This window comes from Microcoleus sp. N3A4 (assembly GCF_036701805.1).
Classification (GTDB): domain Bacteria; phylum Cyanobacteriota; class Cyanobacteriia; order Cyanobacteriales; family Microcoleaceae; genus Microcoleus.
On the sequence record NZ_JAUBRJ010000104.1, the window covers coordinates 1 to 19,467 of the forward strand.

Annotated in this window: 14 protein-coding genes; 2 read left to right on the plus strand and 12 right to left on the minus strand. The window is 47.1% G+C overall.

The features are described from left to right. Positions 1-82 precede the first annotated feature (82 nt). Positions 83-1,003, plus strand: a complete 921-nt coding sequence (locus QUA56_RS33885) for an alpha/beta hydrolase-fold protein (protein WP_333367571.1) — start codon at positions 83-85, stop codon at positions 1,001-1,003. A gap of 12 nt (positions 1,004-1,015) precedes the next feature. Next, entirely contained in the window at positions 1,016-2,695 is a 1,680-nt protein-coding gene (locus QUA56_RS33890; protein WP_333367573.1) for a phosphatidylglycerol lysyltransferase domain-containing protein, read from the plus strand. A 248-nt stretch (positions 2,696-2,943) separates the two neighbouring features. On the opposite strand, the gene QUA56_RS33895 is transcribed toward QUA56_RS33890, so the two are convergent. From QUA56_RS33895 to QUA56_RS33950, 12 genes are all read right to left on the minus strand, one after another. After that, positions 2,944-4,170, minus strand: a complete 1,227-nt coding sequence (locus QUA56_RS33895) for a glycosyltransferase family 4 protein (protein ID WP_333367575.1) — start codon at positions 4,168-4,170, stop codon at positions 2,944-2,946. Between the two features lie 26 nt (positions 4,171-4,196). After that, positions 4,197-5,768 carry an MFS transporter gene (locus QUA56_RS33900; RefSeq protein WP_333367578.1) on the minus strand — a complete coding sequence of 524 codons (1,572 nt, stop codon included), beginning with the start codon at positions 5,766-5,768 and terminating at the stop codon, positions 4,197-4,199. Between the two features lie 233 nt (positions 5,769-6,001). Continuing rightward, on the minus strand, positions 6,002-6,877 hold the full coding sequence (gene recO / locus QUA56_RS33905; RefSeq protein WP_333367581.1) for a DNA repair protein RecO: 876 nt from the start codon (positions 6,875-6,877) through the stop codon (positions 6,002-6,004). Positions 6,878-7,132: 255 nt separating this feature from the next. Further along, on the minus strand, positions 7,133-7,813 hold the full coding sequence (gene deoC / locus QUA56_RS33910) for a deoxyribose-phosphate aldolase (RefSeq protein ID WP_333367584.1): 681 nt from the start codon (positions 7,811-7,813) through the stop codon (positions 7,133-7,135). A 454-nt stretch (positions 7,814-8,267) separates the two neighbouring features. Continuing rightward, a complete protein-coding gene (locus QUA56_RS33915; protein ID WP_333367587.1) occupies positions 8,268-9,314 on the minus strand; it encodes a chemotaxis response regulator protein-glutamate methylesterase in 1,047 nt (348 codons plus the stop codon). A gap of 94 nt (positions 9,315-9,408) precedes the next feature. Further along, positions 9,409-11,652 carry a hybrid sensor histidine kinase/response regulator gene (locus tag QUA56_RS33920; RefSeq protein ID WP_333367590.1) on the minus strand — a complete coding sequence of 748 codons (2,244 nt, stop codon included), beginning with the start codon at positions 11,650-11,652 and terminating at the stop codon, positions 9,409-9,411. Between the two features lie 2 nt (positions 11,653-11,654). Next, complete coding sequence (locus QUA56_RS37015) at positions 11,655-12,044, minus strand: chemotaxis protein CheW (RefSeq protein WP_445242975.1); 390 nt, start codon at positions 12,042-12,044, stop codon at positions 11,655-11,657. A gap of 481 nt (positions 12,045-12,525) precedes the next feature. Further along, positions 12,526-14,232, minus strand: a complete 1,707-nt coding sequence (locus tag QUA56_RS33930) for a methyl-accepting chemotaxis protein (protein ID WP_333367595.1) — start codon at positions 14,230-14,232, stop codon at positions 12,526-12,528. A gap of 15 nt (positions 14,233-14,247) precedes the next feature. Next, on the minus strand, positions 14,248-15,543 hold the full coding sequence (locus QUA56_RS33935; RefSeq protein WP_333367598.1) for a CheR family methyltransferase: 1,296 nt from the start codon (positions 15,541-15,543) through the stop codon (positions 14,248-14,250). Positions 15,544-15,551: 8 nt separating this feature from the next. Then, positions 15,552-17,159: a methyl-accepting chemotaxis protein gene (locus tag QUA56_RS33940; protein WP_333367601.1), complete on the minus strand. Its 1,608-nt coding sequence runs from the start codon at positions 17,157-17,159 to the stop codon at positions 15,552-15,554. Between the two features lie 112 nt (positions 17,160-17,271). Continuing rightward, positions 17,272-17,730, minus strand: coding sequence for a chemotaxis protein CheW (locus QUA56_RS33945; protein WP_333367604.1), 459 nt, complete (start codon positions 17,728-17,730; stop codon positions 17,272-17,274). Positions 17,731-17,861: 131 nt separating this feature from the next. Continuing rightward, entirely contained in the window at positions 17,862-18,914 is a 1,053-nt protein-coding gene (locus QUA56_RS33950; protein WP_333367606.1) for a hypothetical protein, read from the minus strand. Positions 18,915-19,467 lie beyond the last annotated feature (553 nt).

Below are 19,467 nucleotides of genomic sequence, written 5' to 3' on the forward strand. Positions count from 1 at the left end.
CTAACAACTAACAACTAACAACTAACAACTAACAACTAACAACTAACAACTAACAACTAACAACTAACAACTAACAAACAATATGCCTAAGTGGTTGGGAAAAGTTTTAGGTATCGGTGCGGGTACAATCCTCCTATTAGGTGCGACTGGATACTGGTACGTTTTTATTGCCGGAGCACCTCAGTTAGACCCTCCGAAAATCATAGCCGATGCCGACTTAAAATTTGAACTAAAAACATATAAAAGTGCAGCTATGAATTCAGAGCGCACTTACGGCTTAATTTTGCCGCCTGGTTACGCAAAAAATCCCAAACAGCGCTATCCTGTGATTTTTTTGCTGCACGGCGGGCACGGAGACGCGCGCGCTTATCAAGACAAAGCCGCTGTTACTTCTGTGCTTCACGATTTATATAAAAGCAAAAGATTGCCGCCATCAATTATAATTACTCCTGACGGGAACGACAAGCGGGGTACGAGTCCTTTGTGGGACCCGCAGTATTTTGACGGGCCGAACGGTAAGGTGGGAAGCGCGATCGGCTCCGAGTTAGCCACCATCGTAAAATCGCGCTACAGAACGCTGGAAGACCCCAAATTCTGGGCAATGGGAGGACAATCTTCGGGGGGTTGGGGAGCTTTTAATATCGGTTTGCGCTACTTGAATAATTTTAATATTCTGTTCAGCCACAGCGGTTATTTTACAGATCAAAGCGGCCAGGCTAACAGTCCTAAATATTTAGTGGAAAAACTTAGTGTTAAAGATAAACAGCAGTTGCGCGCTTATTTGGATGCCGGGGAAGCAGACGCAAACTTTCTGACTTCTACTCAACAGTTTCACGAGCAATTAAACAGTTTGGGTATTGCTAACGAGTTTCACAAATTTCCGGGAGGACACGGGATTGTCGGCCCGGATGTTGGTTGGAATTATTGGCACAAGCATTTAGCCGATTCTTTGAGTTATGTTGGAAAACAGTTTAAAATATCACTGGCCGCACAGAAAAATTAGAAAGGTGAAACTGTGTTATCCCAAAAAACTAGGATTGGACTCTGGACTGCATCATTTTTAACCGGATTGGTAGGAGTTATTAACCTGCTGTCTGCTGTAACTCCTAGTTTACCCGATCGCCGAAATTGGCTAGAACCGTTTTTCCCTTTTCCCGTGCGTGCGGGCGGGCATTTTTTTGCAGCAGTGATCGGATTTATGCTGCTAACTCTGGCAACTAATTTGTTGCGGCGCAAGCGGATTGCTTGGTTGCTGACGGTGGGATTGTTAATCGTTTCTATTGTAATTCATTTAGTCAAGGGATTGGATGTTGAAGAAAGCTTGCTTTCTGGGGTGCTGCTGTTTCACTTGTTGGTGATGCGAAAGACTTTTACTGCTAAATCCGATCGCCCTTCAATTGCTCAAGGAATCCGGGTTTTGCTGGGGGCTTTGCTGTTTACGCTGGCTTACGGGACAGCGGGTTTTTATATTTTAGACAGGGGTTTTGAAGTTAACGAACAAGCGGTTAATTTTGATTTAGACAGAGCTTTGTTCCAGACTTTTGCAATGTTTTTTACGGCGGACAATGCGGGGTTGGTTCCGAAAACTAGGTTTGCTAACTTTTTTGCGGATTCGATTTATGCTGTGGGTACGGTAACGCTTGGTTACGCACTTTTTATGCTGCTGCGGCCGGTGCTGCTGCGAGATTCGGCAAGTATTTCGGAACGGAATAAAGCTAAAGAAGTTGTAGCAAAATACGGGCGGACAACGCTAGCGAGACTGGCGTTGCTTCAGGATAAATCTTATTATTTTAGTCCTTCGGGAAAAAGTACGATCGCCTACGTGCCGAAAGGTAGAGGTGCGATCGCTTTGGGAGACCCCATCGGGCCCGCAGAAGACCGCAAAGAGGCAATTCTGGGGTTTCAAGAATTTTGCGATCGCAACGATTGGTATCCAGCATTTTATCAAACTTTGCCCGACGATCTAGAAATGTATTCTACTCTCGGTTTTCGAGTCGTGCAAATTGGCGAAGAAGCTATTGTCAATCTCAAAACTTTTACTCTCAAAGGCAAGACCAATCAAAACTTGAGAACTGCTATCAACAGACTTACAAAAGCCGGTTATCAAATCGAATTTTACGAACCTCCTTTAAGTTCTGAATTGATGCGGCAAATGAAACTCGTCAGCGACGAGTGGCTGCAAATGGTTCAGGGTGCGGAAAAACAGTTTTCTGTAGGTTGGTTTGACGAGGCATATTTGCGGGAAAGTCGCGCCGCAGCCATTCACACTCCAGACGGTAGAATTAGTGCTTTTGCTAATATGATATCGGCGGGAGATCGGGTAGTTGGAGTTGATTTAATGCGGCGTCGCACTGAGGTGGAAAATGGCACGATGGAGTGTTTGTTTGCTTCGATGTTGCAGCACTGTCAAGAATTGGGATATGAAGAATTTGATTTGGGTTTGTCGGCCTTGGCGGGAGTTGGAGAAGCTGAGAAATCCGGGCGGTTGGAAAAGGTTTTAATTTATCTTTCGGATCACTTGAGCAAGTTTTATAATTTTAAAGGACTGCACAGTTTTAAAGATAAGTTTGGGCCGCGGTGGGAACCCCGTTATTTTGTTTATCCGAGTTTGGGAAGTTTGCCGGAAGTTGTGGTTGCTTTGATTCGGGCAGATTCGGGCGATCGGCTTTTGGATTATTTGCGCCCGGGAAGTTAGATAATATAGCCGCTATCGCACCGGTGCGTCGCTCGAAAGCATCTGCAAGTTTCATGGAACATCTCACGGCGACGCACCCTACACATTCGTAGTAAGGTGCGTCGCTCGAAAGCATCTGCAAGTTTCATGGAACATCTCACGGCGACGCACCCTACACATTCGTAGTAAGGTGCGTCGCTCGAAAGCATCTGCAAGTTTCATGGAACATCTCACGGCGACGCACCCTACAAAACGAGCCAGAAAATCTTTTATGCTAAACCCCGAACTGGTACGCGCTGCTTTTGCAAAACCTCTGAGTACAGCTTTTCCAACTCAGTTATATTCTGACTGAGAGTGTACCGCTCGATCGCCCGTTGGCGTGCTTTTTGACCCAGCACTATTCCAAACTCAGGATGGTCGCAAAACAGCGGCAGCAAGGTTTGCAACTGACTCCGCACCCGCTGAGTGTTCAAAACTACCCCCGCGCCTTCCTCCAAGGCTTCGCCGTCAGCACCGGCATCCGTTGCCAAACAAGCTAAACCGCAGGCCATCGCTTCCAGCAGCGACAGGGACAGTCCCTCCACCAAAGAAGGCAAAATAAATACGTCTGCACCCCGCAGAATTTCGATCCGCCGTTCCTCCTCGGCAACAAATCCGAGCCACACAATGCCATCCTCTTCCCCGTAAGACAGTTGGAGCGAGGTGGCTAGGGGCCCATCGCCCACGATCGCCAACACGTTGCCACGGCCAAAATTGCACTGTTTCCAGGCCTTGAGCAAAGCCTCGACATTTTTCTCCGGGGCAATGCGACCTTGGTAAACAAAAATTCGATCGGCTTTTAATTGCGACTTCAACCCCGAAGGCCCGGGCGAATACTTAACCGCGTCTACTCCGTTGGGAATCACGGCTACCCGTTCTTCCGGCACTCCCAAGCGCACCAAAATATCTCGCTGAATGTAAGAAAATACGATCGTCGAGTCGTAGTGAGCCAAAAACGGAGCGTAGAGTTGATACATCAGGTGTTGGGTTCCCGATGTCAAATTCCGCAATTTGCGATCGAACGGCGGGTGAAAAGTCGCCACCAGAGGCAAATTCAATTCTTGACAAATTTCCGGCAGCAGAAAGTCTAGAGGCGAAAGCGTCAGGGAAGCGTGAACCACATCGGGTTTCAGCCGCCGCAGAGATTTCATCAGCACTGTGCGGGATTTGAGAGTGGGAATCGTATAAATTTGCGATTTGTAGTGACAGGGTAAAGAGACTTCGTTGCAACTCGCGGGCGAGAGCGAATTGGTATATGAGGTTTGAGCAATTCCCTTGCCCCACGAACCATTTGCCATGCTCCACGCCGCATTGTTCCTGTCCAGCGGGCCCGCTTCTTGGGCAAAGTGCAGGAAACTGACCTGGTATCCCCGGTCTAATAGTGCGTTGGTGACTTCCCTGGAGTAAGTGACGTTACCGCAAAAAGGTGATTTTTTTCCTAGCCAAGCGATGTGCATTCCAGTAAATCAGAGTTTGTTATTTTTTAGATTCGATCGACTTTGCTATTACTGCTACGGGAAATATACCAGGTTAAGACACCGCCAGCGATCGCTAATCCTGCTAAAGCCAAAAATACTGTCGGCAAACCCAGAAATGTTTCTGCTACCCCGGCCAAAGCCAACGGTAAACTCAAAGCGATATTAGTGGCATTGTTTTGCAGCCCGAAGACTTTTCCCCGCATTTCTTCTGGGGTTTCTGCTTGAATTGTAGTCTGCATCGGCACTCCCACCAATGAGGCAAATAAACCCAACAGGGTAATGAACAGTACCGAGAGCCACAAATGGTGTGTGAATGCAGAAAGGCCCATCAGAGCAAGTGCCATGCCGATCGATCCGATTAAACTCAGTTGGGAGTGAGAAAATTTGTGGCCGAGATAGCCGACTGTCGCCGCCCCAGCAGCCATGCCAACGCCCACCGCAGCCAGCAAAAAGCCAAATTGCGACGCTTTCATACCGGGGAGGATTTCTGCCAGCCGCACCGCTAGAACTGCCAAGGCTGCAAAAATGGAAAAGAGAATAATTAGTTGGATTAAAGCATTGCGGACTTTCGGTTGAGCGTTGATGTAACGCAGGCCGTCTCGCAAATCTGCTAGGGGGTGCGGCGCTTCGTGTTCGGCATCGTTTTTTTCGCCTGTTTTCATCGACAGCAACAGCACTCCGGCGAAGGCGTAACTTCCGCCTACTACTAATTCTTTGCCGATGCCGAGTCCGCCGCCGAGGTTGGAAAATAGGGTGTCGGCTAAAGCTAGTAAGGGTTCTCCGACTGCAAAGCCAATAATCACCGAACCCATCATGGTTGTGGTGTAGAGGGAGTTTGCCGAGAGCAGGTGGCGGCGTTCCACAATTAGGGGAATCACTGACTGTTCTGCTGGGGCGAAAAATTGAGTTAGAGTCGAAACGAGGAATGTCACTAGCAGCAGCAAGCAGAATCCGAGCGGCAGTTGACCGAGTTCCCACCCGTCAGAGAGCCACAACAGCAGGGGCAATGTTAAAACGAAGCCTCCCCGCAGCAGGTTTGTGACTACGAGCACTGCTTTTTTCGACCAGCGATCGACATACACGCCCGCGGCTGCCCCGAACAGCACTGCGGGAATGGTAAAGGCGATCATGATTGCCGATACCCACCTGCTGATTGTTTGATCTGGCGCTTGAAAGCGGCTGGCCACTAGGGCGATCGTCAGTACGAGATAAACTTTATCTGCTAGTTGGGAAAAAACTTGCCCGCTCCACAGTGCTAAAAAATTTCGGTTTTTCAGAACTGGCAGAAATCCTGTTTCTTTTTCGGGAGTTTCGGCTACTGCTTCGGAGAGTTCTGCGGCTGGGTCTGCTGTTGGCACCGGGGCGATTGCTTCGGATTGTTGGCTTTTGCCGTTGCTTGACTCTGTTTCTGGATTTGTGGGATATTTATCCATTTCTGGGTCTTGGACGTTGCTCCATTGTCGATCGGCGGAGACGGAATAAGAGTCAAAATCTGGAAAATTTTCTCGTTCTTCCATCTTGTGGTGGGTCACAGCTAAAACAGATATTCTCAAATCAGAATCGGACAGTCGCATCATAGGATTTGGGGTGGATGGCCTGGGATAGTGGAGGTTGGGGGGGATGTGAATTTCAAATTGAGGTGTCAACCCCTAAGTTTATTAATAACTCGTAACTTTATCTATTATCTGATGTCGCAACAATCTTGAGAATTTACCTGAAATTGCCGGCAGGTTCGGGTATCCCGCAGGCTGGGGGTGAGATGTACGATCGCCCGTTCACCTATTTAACTCAACACTCAAAATTTCAAAATTTAAAACTCAAAACTCTCTAAGTAGGTGTCTATCGAGCTTCCAGAGCGAATCGTGCAACCTAAATGATACTGGGCATATTGCCGCAAAATATTTTCGACAGATACCCAAGCTGTTCGATCGGCAATCCCCTCTCCTAGTTCTGGACTAGCCAACTGTTGCATCGCTGCTAATTCCTTAGCATTAATCAAAAAGTTTGTCAAGTGTTTGCTGCCATTCGTTTGCCGGGAACGAGAAGCGGATTTGTACAAGGTGCCGGTTTCTGAAGAGAGTTCTGCCTCTAGGTTAGCTAGTTCGGACAAGCTGAAGGTTCCCCCAGAGGGTATACTAAACCCGGTTTGCCAGTTCGGATCGCTGAAATTTGGGATCAGCGGGTGTCTGGTGGCGCAGCAGACTTGGACTTGGGGCGCAAGGCCGGCTAAGGCTAGCAGGTGAAAAATGCCGTGGGTGAGGTGGGCGACAAGTACGGCGGCGGATTGGATTTCTGTGCGATCGGACAAACGCTCCAAACGGCTCAAATGTTCGCCCAGCAACCAAAAGAGTTCTTCTTGGGGCTCGTCGGAAAGGGCGGTGGCGATCGCCAATTCGGCCAGATATTGCGCGGCTGCGAGTTTCCCGAGGTTGCGGCTCAAACCCGGATGGGATTGTACCGTGTCGGCTTGGGTAATTTTGTCGAGCGATCGGCCTTTGGCAATTAGCAATTCGTTGACGACAAATAATTCGCTTCTACCGCCGATGGTCGATCGCTGTTTGCGAACACCCGGTGCTACGGCTCGAATTAAGCCGAATTCCCGCGTTAAAACTGTCAGCACTCGATCGGATTCGCCGATCGGCGCACTCTTGAGATTGATTCCAGTTGCTTTGTAAGTTCTAGTCACTCGATTTTAGATTTTAGATTTTAGATTTTAGATTTACAAGGACAGTAGCAAAAACAGTCCGCGACGCAGAACTTTTATTAGATACTCGTTACCAGGCTCTGCCTGGTAACGCAGATCCGGAGTCTCTGCCTCCTAATCCCAGCCGAGGCAGAGCCTCTAAATATGGATTCCCAGGCAGAGCCTTGGAACCAGTTAATTCCCCATTAGCCATTACCAATTAGCAATTGCTAATAACTAATAACTAATGACTAATGACTAATGACTTTTATCTAAATTATCGCGCTGGCGGAGTAATTCAGGGCCGCGAGAAGTCCCCAAACGAGTTGCCCCAGCTACTACCAAATCTAGAGCTTGTTCGTGAGTACGAATTCCGCCTGCAGCTTTAATCCCAATTCGTCCCTTCGTAACTTCCTTCAGCAGTCGCACATCGTCAACTTTCGCCGGGCCAAAAAAGCCAGTGTTGGTTTTGATGTAAGCCACACCAGCTTCCATGCAAATCTCAGCCGCTAATTGTTTTTCGGCATCGGAAAGGAGAGAACTTTCGATAATTGCTTTGATGGTGAGATTAGTTTCTTCGCAAATTTGGGCTAATTCCCGGTGGAATTCATCGATTCTTCCAGCTTTCAACAATCCTAAGTTAACGGAGACATCTAACTCTACGGCTCCATTATCTGCAGCTTCTAGAGCTTCGTAAAGTTTCACCGTTGAAGTCGAAGCACCGGTGGGAAAACCTATAACTGTACAGACTTTGGGACGTTTGCCGTGCAGCAGCTCAACTGCTTGTCTGACGTAGGCGGGATACACGCAAACTGTGACAAAGCCAAATCTCTCTGCTTGTTGGCAACAGTTTTCTACTTGCTCTGGCGTAGCGGTGGGGTCGATCAGGCCGTAGTCGATCAAGGGGGCAATATCGATGTCTGCCTGGTTTGCAGCCATTGTTTTTTTCTCTCTGAGATAACTACTTTATTATACAAAATAAACGGGATGCGGAAAACTTGCGTCCCTTTCGGGCTGGAATGTAAGCGAATCGAGGGACTTCAGTAAGCGAGTGTTTTTTGATATTTTATTGAAGAAATGCTCTCATAAAACTATTGAGAAAAAGCCTGCGATCGTTTTTGGTAAAAAGGAAGTGGTGACTTTGCAGCGGACTGTCGAGTTTACCAAATTTGTATAACTCATCTACTTCTTTCTCTTGACAATCAAGCATCCAGGATACAAGCCCCCGGATTCATCCGTCCAGAAATAAAAAACCTGTATCCGATAAAGGAGCCCCCGAATTTATTCGTGGGGTGAATGCTTTAATCTAAAATCTAAAATCTAAAATCTAAAATCTAAAATCTAAAATCTAAAATCGATTGGCTTCATCATGGTTCACATTGAGAATATCAAGTTATCTGAACAAGACTCGCTGAAGTAACCGATCGGCGATCGCTTCAGGAGGCAGAACTTCAACCGCTGCATTTAGCTGAACTGCCGCTTTGGGCATTCCATATACTACAGAACTTTTTTCATCCTGAGCGATTGTGTGCCATCCCCGCGATCGCAAAAGGCTCATTCCCTCAGCACCGTCTTGTCCCATCCCAGTCAGTAACACGGCAGTTTCCTTGTGGTTCCAGTATTCGGCAAGACTCTTAAAAAACACATTTACTGATGGGCGGTAGGGATAGTCAATGGGTTCTTTTGTGTAGTGCAGAGTGAAATCAGAACGAAGACTGAGGTGATCGTTGGTACCTGCAACTAAGACAATACCTTTCTCCAGCCGATCGCCAATTTTGGCTAGTTTCACCGTCAAGGGTGTTTGTTGATTCAGCCAATCCACCAGCCCCCCCGAAAACTGCATATCGACATGTTGAATAATCGCAATGGCCGCACCGAAGTTGGCTGGTAGGCGGGAGAGAATGGCGGCTAGAGCTTTGGGACCACCTGTTGAGGAGCCGATCGCCACTAGGGGAGGGAGTAGGCTCGAAGGTGTGGAGAATGAAGTAAGTTTTGAAGTTTGGGGTTTTGGAGTTGAGCTTTGAGATGATTTGCCAATTAGCTTGCTAATAGTCGCAATTTTTGTCAGTAGCGGTTGGGCAGACTCTGGACTTCCTGAGATTCCTAAGACGGGAGTGTTCACTGCATCACGGGCACCGTGCCCCATTGCCTCAAACACCTTCCCGGCATTTTTTCCGACGCTTGCAGTCACAATCAGAATCATACAGGGAGACTGTTTCATGATCTGGCTGGTAGCTTCCACACCGTCCATGACTGGCATGAATAGATCCATCAAAATTAAGTCGGGTGTGTCTCTGGCGCAGCGGGCAACCGCATCTGCACCATCCCGTGCAATCCATGCCACTTCATAACCTGGAACGGTTAGCAGCACCCGCTTGAGGGCTTCCACTGCCATAGCCATATCATTGACAATCGCAATTCTCATTCTAAGTACAGGCATGATTTGAGTGTGGATGTATCCACTGTAAATCTTTCCGTAGGAAAATCATAATTTTTAACTTACCCTTTATCCTTAGCTAACTCTCCTGAAATGGCTATTGTCCAATCAGATCGACGATCGCGTTAACTAATGTGTCGTCATGGAAGCTGCTTTTGGTGATGTAATAGTCTGCCCCAGCTTCCATACCCTGAATCCGATCTTCTTCGGCATCGCGGTATGACACGATAATGACCGGAAGCAAATGGAATGTGGGATGATCTTTAATTTGCTTGACAAGTTCAATGCCATTCATGCGAGGCATATCGATGTCGCTCAATACAAGGTCGTAATGATTGCTCCGAATGGCTATCCAAGCATCCATTCCGTTTACGGCAACATCCACATCGTAGCCTCGATTTTGCAGCAGCTTTCGGGTCATTTCGCGCACAGTAATCGAATCATCCACAACTAAAATGCGTTGGCGATCGTTGCCTTTTGCTTTTTTGGCTTTGTTGACATCAACAGGTCTCATTTGACCGCTGTTGAGCAGGTTGTCAATGGATTGCACCAAATCAGAAACATCCATAATTAAAACAGGCAAGCCATTATCCATGAGAGCAGAGGCACTAATATCCCGAACTTTACCCAAACGCGGATCGAGTGGACGCACCACTAAATCCCGTTCACCTAAGAACTGGTCTATAACCAAGCCATAAGCGTTGGATTGATCGCTGATCGCAACTACACAGATCGCATCATCGGAGGATAAAGCCTCCGGTAAATCCAGAACATTGTGAGCGGCAATCAATCCGATATTTTGACCATCTTTAGTGAAATATTGGCGACCTTCGACAACATAAATGTCCGATTTGTCGAGTTTGACAATCTGATCCACTCGTGCTAGGGGAAAGGCATAAGGTTCACCAGAAATCTCGACAATTAGCGTCCTGACAACCGAGAGCGTGAGGGGAAGTTGAAAGTGAAAATTAGTACCCTTTCGGAATTGAGATGTGGCGCGAATTGTTCCACCAACCTCTTGCACCATACTTTTGACAATATCTAATCCCACACCGCGTCCTGAAATTTCAGTCACTTGTTCGGCTGTAGAAAATCCAGGTAGAAACAGAAACTCGATGATTTCAGCTTCGCTAAGTTGAGCCGCCGTTTTGGGTGAACCTAAATTCCGATCGATAATCTTTTGGCGCATCCGCTCGATATCAATTCCTCTTCCGTCATCAGAAATGGTAATTGCCAGCATACCGCCACGATGAAATGATTCTAGACGAACTGTTCCCTCCATCGGTTTGCCTGCTGCCTCTCGCTCTTGGGGGGGTTCGATTCCGTGATCGACCGCATTGCGAATCATGTGAGTCAGGGGTGCTTCCAGTTTTTTGAGGATATCACGATCGACCGGGGTTGACTGACCGACAATCTCTAGCTTGACCTGCTTATTCAATCCTCGTGCTAGATCGCGAACCATGCGAGGAAAGCTTTGTACTCCATCAATAAATGGACGCATGTGGGAGGCAATCACTTCCCGGTAAAGCCGATCGCTCAAGTTGGTTGTGCGACGAGCATATAGTTCCAGTTCACCCAAGCGATCGGTGAGCATTTCCCGACATTCTTGTGCTTTACGTCGAGCTGTATCTAGAACTTGCTGGCTTTCTGAATTAATTGGAGTGTTCGCTAATGTGGTATGAACCGTTTCCAGAAGTCTGGCAAGCTCTAATTGACGAGATTTGAGGGCGGTAAAGGAATCGGCAAAAGGCTGCAGCCAATTTGCCTCTACCAGCGATTCACCCGCCAACCCCATAATCCGGTTCAAATTTTCTGCCGTGACTCGCACCACCCTATCAGTTGGGCTGGCGATCGTCTCAGCCGTGGCAATTTCCTGACGATCGCTTTGGCTCAGCGCTGAGTTTTGATCGACTGGAACCAGGGAGGTTGAGCGACGATCGCGAAAATCTGGAGGTAGCAGAGCCGCGATCGCCTCATAACACCTCTCAAACTCTCCAGCTTTTTGGGCCAACCATTCAAGTAGATCGACTTCCATTACCTGACTGAGCCCTTGAAGCAAATCAACGCCTTGCAGTAAGACATCAATCTGGTCTGAACCTAACGTGACGATCTGGCTCTGCGCTGCCACAAAGCAATCTTCCATCGAATGCGCCAGAGTAGTGACGGCATCTAGAGAAACAATTCGAGCGGCACCTTTAATCGAGTGAGCAGCCCGCATCAGAGCTTCCAGTGCCTCATCAGATTGCGGGTTGGCTTCCAATATCAATAGTTCTTGAGTCAGGATCGCAATCTGCGTCTCAGCTTCTTGTCGAAATAGCTCCAGCATAGAATCATCGCTCATGGTCAAAAAACCTTGTGACTTAGGGTGTAAAAGAATAGTTCAGAGTCCAAAAAGTTGATCTTCTTGCCTTGCCAAGTAACGACCCCTTTGGTGTAAGCTTCCGATGCTTTGGAAATGACAACAGGAGCATCTTTGAACTCATTGAGATGAAAGCGGTAAGTTCCATGAACCTCATCCACTGGAAACACCCACTTGTTGTCATTCTTTCCAGCCACAATCATCCGTTGCGGATTAATCGTATTGGAGAAATCTGCTGATTCGGCGACAGGCTCTAGACCGAGTAAGTCTCTGAGGGAAATACAGAGAAGTGTTTCACCGCGAATGTTGACCAACCCCAAAAATACAGAGTTAGTGCGGTGAGGGACGGCATGAATGATGTAAGGGGGAGTCACTTCTTGCAAGATGTTGACTGGCAATGCTAACCGTTCATTACCGAGACGAAAAATGATTACAGAAAGGGTATCTGTGGCCCGAACTAGCATCCCTTCTCCCACTCCGACCTGCTGTGTGGAAGCTTCTGACAAGATGTCTGTCCATTCTTGGAGATACTCAGGTGGAGCATTGCGCTCTAGCAAGCTGCGTCCAGCCGCCGAGTAAACCTTGCAGTTGCGGCAGTGAATAACCGTCTTCAATTCGCCACAGGTGCGATCGCCCATCACCCCAATCTGATTCCAGCAATCGTTGAGTGTTGGATGGTCAAATTCAGAATTGTCTGGTATGGATACCGTATTCAAATAATTTTCCATTGTTCAATTTCTCAATTTTCAACTTCTAAGCTGTCGCGCAGTTAAATTGCATATTCAGGGCGGGCGGGACGCCCACCCCACAAGAGTTCGATTGTTTTTTGACATACAATTTAAATGCCGCAACAGCTTATGCCATCACTTTGAATCGCGCAATCTCTGTCTTTAAGCTATGAGTAGCTTCGTCAAGTTCTTCTAAAGCGTGATTGGTTTCTCGCAACGAGCCTGCAGTCTGCTGAGATGCTTGACTCAGATGCTCCATCGCTTCGCTAATTTGTTGCGCTCCCTGAGATTGTTCATCGACGCTCTGACTCACCTGCTCAAAGCGTGGGGTCAATCCCTGCACCTGCTGAATGACTTGGGCAATTTGTTCGCTAATTTTGCTGACATCCTCAACGCTATCAACAACAGACTTCGTAAACTTATCCATCTCTGTCACCCCGGTAGAAACTGCCGATTGCATCTCCTTAATCATCTGCTCAATTTCTAGAGTGGCAACAGCAGTCCGATCGGCTAAGCGTCGAATTTCCCGTGCCACAACCGAAAAGCCCGCGCCGTATTCTCCGGCTCTCTCGGCTTCCAGTGCTGCATTGAGCGAAAGCAAGTTGGTTTGATCTGCCACAACCGTTATGGTTGTCACCACTCTGCTGATATTATTGGCTCGTTTGTCCATGATTTCCAGCTTGGAGGAAATGACCTGAGTAGCTTCTAGCAACTGGCGCATCACAGAATCGATGTGGTTCAGATTGTCTTTACTGTTGCCTGCTGCCACTGTTGTCTGTTCAGCCATTGCAGCAACCTGCTCCATTGTTTTCACCAATTCCCTTGATGTCGCGGCAATTTCATGAGCCGTTGCACTCACTTCATTCGTTGAAGCTACCTGTTCTGTAACCGTTGCTTCCAGGTTTCTTCCAGACGCCGTAATTTGGTCGGCAGAACTGGTGATTTGATTGCCTGACTTTTGAATGCGGTTGACTAGCGCATTCAGGTCTTTATTCATGGTGTAAAAGGCATTCTGCAATTGACCGACTTCATCTTGCTGGTCAGCGAGTGAAATTTGGCTGGTTAAGTCTCCGGCTGAAATCTTTTGGGCAATGTCAACTACCCCTGCAATTTTCGCTCCTAGAGGTTTGGCGATCGTGTTACTAAAGAAAATTCCAAATAAGATGGCAGTTCCCGGACCGAGCAGGATTGCCACAAATGCCCAAAAGCCGACTTGAGAAACATCTTTCGCCGATACACGTTCTGTTTCCGCTGTCACATCCTCATTCATTTTTAACACCTCCAAAAGTGTATTGGTGGCGTCTGTGAAGGGTTGACGGTTTACCTGAACTTGCTTGTCAAGCTCTTTGTAGGCAGCGATCGCCGAACCAGCATTCCCCGCTGAATTTTCAAATATATTGAAAACTCCCAGTCTCTCGAACTGAAGATTAAGCCTCAAAAATTCCTCATGGGCTTTCTTCCACGCATCCCACGTATTCAAAAAGTCTTTATATGCCTTCTGTTCAGCGTCAGGCTTAGGAGCGGCTTCGTACTGTTGAAACCCTTCCTGAATTTGCTTCCAGGCGTTATCCATGCGATCGATCTCTGCCTGTCGCGAATCTTTGTTTAGATTGATATTCAGCAAGCCCCGTTCTGATGATTCGATCTGGGTTTTTCCTTCGTTAATTTTCCACAAGCCGGAGATACTGGGCACACTATTGCTGGCTAGGGAGTCGATGTGCTTACTCAAGCGAGAGCTGCCGCTCAGACCTACCAGTGCTACAATCAGCACCAAAATCCCCATGAACATGAACGCGAAGATGAGGCGTGCCTGCATGGATAGATTTTTGAACATATCAGGTTTTCCCTTCTAAGCTTCTGTTTTGAGACGGTGCTGCAAGCGCTGAATTCGCTGCTGAATGATTTTTGCTCCTACTGTATCGCCTTGATTTTCTTTCAATAAGGCGAGGTGAACTAACGCTTCATAAGAGGTTGGCTCCAAGTATATAGCACGTTGAAAACATCGCTCTGCTTGGGCATTCTGCTGGTTGGCCTGATACAGTTCTCCCAAGAGAGTGTAGGCAGCCGCACTCGTTGGATTATGAACGAGATACGAGTTACAAAGCGCGATCGCTTCTGCATCTCGCCCGTCATCTGCTAACTTTTTCACTGTTGGTAAATCAAGAGACGATGTTGGTTCAGGGCTTAAATCCTTTGAACTCGCAGATGGATCGGATTCTTTGATTTGCTGAGTGTCGGGCGCAGAGTAATTTTTCCCTCTTAAAGATTGCTTGGCAATGGTTTGAGGAGTTATTAGTTGAGATGGCACCTGTCTCAATTGAGTAATATTGAGGGGTGCCAGTTGTGGAAGCGATGCTTTCGACTTTCGATAAGCAAATGTGAAAGGCTGACGGACAGAGGCGTACTTGTCTGCGACAATTTTTCCAGTGTCAGACGCTCCAACAAACAGTAACCCTCCTGGTATGAGTAGGCGATCGATCGCTGCTAATACCTGCGAGCAAACTTCTGATTTTAGGTAGATCAACAAGTTGCGGCAAAAGATGATGTCGTATTGCTTTTGAATCAGCGTCAGGGAGGTCATTACATTCCCCTGCTGAAAATTGACGAGCCCCCTAACGGGCTGGCATAGTTCGTAACCCTCCGCCGTTTGCTGAAAGTAGCGCTCTCGGCCTGTCCAAGCATCGCCGCGAAATGAGTTTTTGGTGTAGACTCCGCGCTTTGCCTTGGCCAGGGATCGCTGACTAATGTCAATCGCATCGATCGCGAACTGTTTCGGATGCAAACCCGCTTCTAGTAGGGCGATCGCCATTGAGTAAGGTTCTTCGCCAGTAGAGGATGGAACACTCAGCAGTTGGAGCTGATTGCGGTTTGGCGACCGCAGCCATTCCGAGGTGACGTAGGTTTTTAGGTAATCAAACGGTTTGCCATCCCGGAAAAACCAGGTTTCTGGCACGATGAGCAGTTCGATCAGCTCCTCTAATTCTAAAGCGGAGGTTTGTAAACGTGCCCAATAGCTCTTCAGGTCAGGCAATTTACAGCCGACTCGACGATTCTCGGCTGCTCTGGCAATCCGGTTGGAGCCAATTGTATCTGGGTCTAAGCCTATAGTTTTGCTCAGTAATGTCGCGATCGCAGATAGTACCATCTGTAAGCCTAAGCGGTTTTGAATCGAGAAATTTCTAATCGTAATCCATTTGCTGCCTCATCAAGCTGCCCTACAGCACTGTTCGTCTCCCGTAAAGCGTCCACCGTCTGCTGAGATGCTTGACTCAGGTGGCCCATCGCTTCACTAATCTGTTGTGCTCCCATCGATTGCTCCTCAATGCTCTGGCTCACCTGCTCAAAACGCGGGGTCAATCCTTGCACCTGCTGAATTACCTGAGCAACCTGATCGCTAATCTTGCTGACATCGGCAACGCTATCAACAACAGATTTATTAAACTTATCCATTTCCATTACGCCAGTAGAAACTGCCGACTGCATCTCCTTGATCATCTGGGCAATTTCCAGAGTGGCGACGGCAGTTTGGTCAGCCAATCGGCGGATCTCCCGTGCTACAACTGCGAAGCCCGCCCCGTATTCTCCAGCTTTTTCTGCCTCGATCGCGGCATTTAGCGACAGTAGGTTGGTCTGATCGGCAACCTTGTTAATGGTAGTCACAACACTGTTAATATTGTTTGCCTTTTCATTCATGACGCCAAGTTTAGTGGCAATGGAAGTAGTCGCATTTGAAAGTTGGCGCATTACCGTTTCCATCCGGTTTAAGTCATTTTGACTGGCACCAGCAGCAATTGCTGTAGACTGTGCCATCAGCTCAACCTGCTCCATCACCTTGACTAGCTCTCTAGAAGTGGCGGCAATCTCCTGCGAGGTCGCACTCACTTCATTGGTTGAAGCTAGCTGTTCTGTAACAGTGGCTTCTAACTCTTTACCGGCTGCTGCAATCTCAGTTGCGGAAGTGCTGATCAGCACTCCAGACTTTTGCATCTGGAGAATCAGCGAATTCAGCTTTTTGGACATATAGTGAAATGCTGTCATCAACTTGCCAACTTCGCTACCATCGTTGTTTAGCTCAATTGTTTGCTGTAAATTTCCATCAGCAATCTTCTCTGCTGCTTCCACCACCTTTGGAAGCTCTCGTCGGATTGGCACAGCAAGCGCAGCAACCCACAAGCCCATCGCCAGCGTTACCGCCAGCGTCAACAGCGTTCCCAGAACGATCAGTAAAAACTGAGACTGCCTAGAGTTCCTAGCTTCGATCAAAATCTCATCCTGTCGGGCTTCAAGAATTTTATTGGTTCCGGTTCGGGATGCTTCAAGTTTGGCAACCCGGGGAATTGAAACTGCTTGTTTCGCCTCATCCAGCTTATTAGCATCGACTAGCGGGTAAACAGTCGCTGCAATGCGATCGTACTCATCACCAAGCTGGATCAATTGGTTAATTTGTTCTTGAGCTTGTGAAATGCCAACCTTTGTCAAATTCTGCTTATGTTGAAGCATTTCTTCTCGGGCTTTATCGTAAGTCCCTCGGTAGTACTGATCCTTCGGATAGAGGGCGTATCCTCGGATACTGGCAATGATCCTAGCGACCGCATAAGCATACTCATCAGTATTTCTGATGCTATCAGCGGTTTGCTTTGACTCTTCCTGCAATTTAACTAAACCGGTAATGCCTGAAAACAGCACAGAGCCGAGCACGATCAGGAACAGGATAGGAACAGAGAAGCCAAGTACAATGCGGGGAGTGATTCTGTTGAACATCTAAGTTGGGGGTGAGAAATTAATACTGGTACGGTGAACGAATTGGAGCGGATTTGATTAAGGATTTAATCTTCCTGATTTTTCAGCACATTTTTATCAGCACTCCTTTTGATTAAGTTTCTTCACCCATCAGCAAGTAAGTATGTCGCTCATCGCTGAAAAGTCGCTCAAGCTGGACACATTGAATAATCCGTTTTTCATCGACAATCGTGCCGCTTAAGTAGGGTGCTTCCTCAACCCGAATGCTGGAATCCCTAATATCTCTGTTTGATATACTGAGTGTCTCTGTCACTCGCTCTGCCATCAGTCCTAAGTATTGTACCGAATCGTTCTGGCGGGGATATTTGACGATCATGATGCGGGTACTGAGGTGCGATCTGCTCGGTGTACCTTGGATCAAATGGCACAGGTCGATCACTGGCAAGACTACTCCCCGGTAGTTAAACAAACCGGCCACGTATTCTGGTACGTGCTGTAGCTTTCTGAGATTGACTCGTGGAATTACCTCAACAATGTACGAACTGTCGATCGCGTAGAGGTCATTTCCAGCGTAGAAAAGTAGAATTAGCACTTGTAACGATCGGTTTTTATTAGGGATAAATGAATATTTTTAGACTATAAACTGCTTCAAGGTTAGCACACGATCGCCAAATGATCGACGATTAAATTATTTCGTAATTTTTTCAGCACAGGCGTTTCGCTCTAACCCACGATCGCCGCATGAGAAATGACAATAATATTAACAACAACGAATGAGCCAGCAAGGATCGGAACAGCAATGCGACGCCTTAAATACCGCGACCAATGTGACTGTTCTGATTCACTTAAAAATCTAGTGTAGACCAGCACAATTGCTGTTATGAAGATGTAAATGATTGCGATGATGTGGATGAGATCGATCAGGGTGACAGAATTGCTACTACCCAAATCTGAGGTCGCTGCTTGCAGATTTACTATAACTGCAAACAAATTACCCACAAGGATGCCCATTAGTTCTTCATCCAGCAACAATGCCATTATTGAGAGTGCAACAGCAGCATAAACTCCCATCACAAGTTTAAAAAAGCTAACTTTACTCTCGCGGTTGATTGTAATTGAAATAATTAAGCGCGATCGGGAATTTAGTTCTCTTTTGATTCCCGGACTACCAAAGCTTGTTCTATAAGGAAAATTTTCTTGAGAAATTCTAAAATTTCTAATTTCCCAACCTTCCAAATCTAGGTCTTGCGGATAACCTGTGTTTGCAAAATCTGGGGCGTGAACGAAGCTGGAAGCATCTAACTGTGTTTCCTCAAGGGGAATTTGCAATACATGGCGATCGAATGGATAATTTTTTGTGTCCCAGTTGTGATATAAAGTTGCGCTAATCTCCTCTTCAGACCAGAATACATTTTTACTTGCCTTAAAGGTATCCGACAGATTTTCGCTTCGGGAAAAACTGGCGTAATTCTTGCTAACTTCCTTGCTATTAACAACCTTCAGGCTTTCCAAAGGTTTTGGAGTCTCAAAAGGACAAACGCTCCAGATCCAGAAGTTTGCAGTAAACGACTTCTCTGCTGGATGAAAATCTCGCAAGGATGTCAAGTAAACTCCAATTTGACAAGTTTTTGGAGATGTAACAGCCTCTGCCTGAACTGGAAAAGTTTGAGACAGCCAGCAACTAAAAACGGCTATCAGCAAGCAACCAATTAGGGGTACTCCCTTGACAACTGCTCTAACCGCAGGATGATGCTGTTTAGAAATATATCCCCTCAATCATCCACTCCCTTGGTAAGCAACCCCTGATTGTACCACCTAACGATGCTTGCATAAAGTTGATTAATTGTTTATCAATTTACGATCGCCGAATAGGAGATAAGGCGTTCAGAAGGATAAACGAAATTAATTGTAAAGACTCGAAATAAAAGGCGACTGTCTAGCCACATTGCCTGCTTTGCTTGCCCTACTTCTGCTGTTAATCGGGAAAAGATGGTGGCAAGAGCGCCTGCAAAGATATAGACATCGCGACAATGTGAATTCGATCGACCAGCGTCAGGCTCTGTGTGCGCCTCAAAACCGACTCAGATCCCCGCATATTGACCAATGCCGAAAACAAACAAGCCACCAGTAAACTCGTCCGGGCGCTAACCAAACTAGGCTGTCGAGTTTCATAGAAGAAAAATAGTATCGCCTAGCGCGAAAGCGACGTACACCGTTCTAAAAAACTTACCCATAGTTACCCAAGTCTAGACGGGAGCATCCCGATTTTGCAAGTATACAAAAGTATGATAAAATACGCTGCTTTTGGGAAAAGCCAACACTTAGCTTC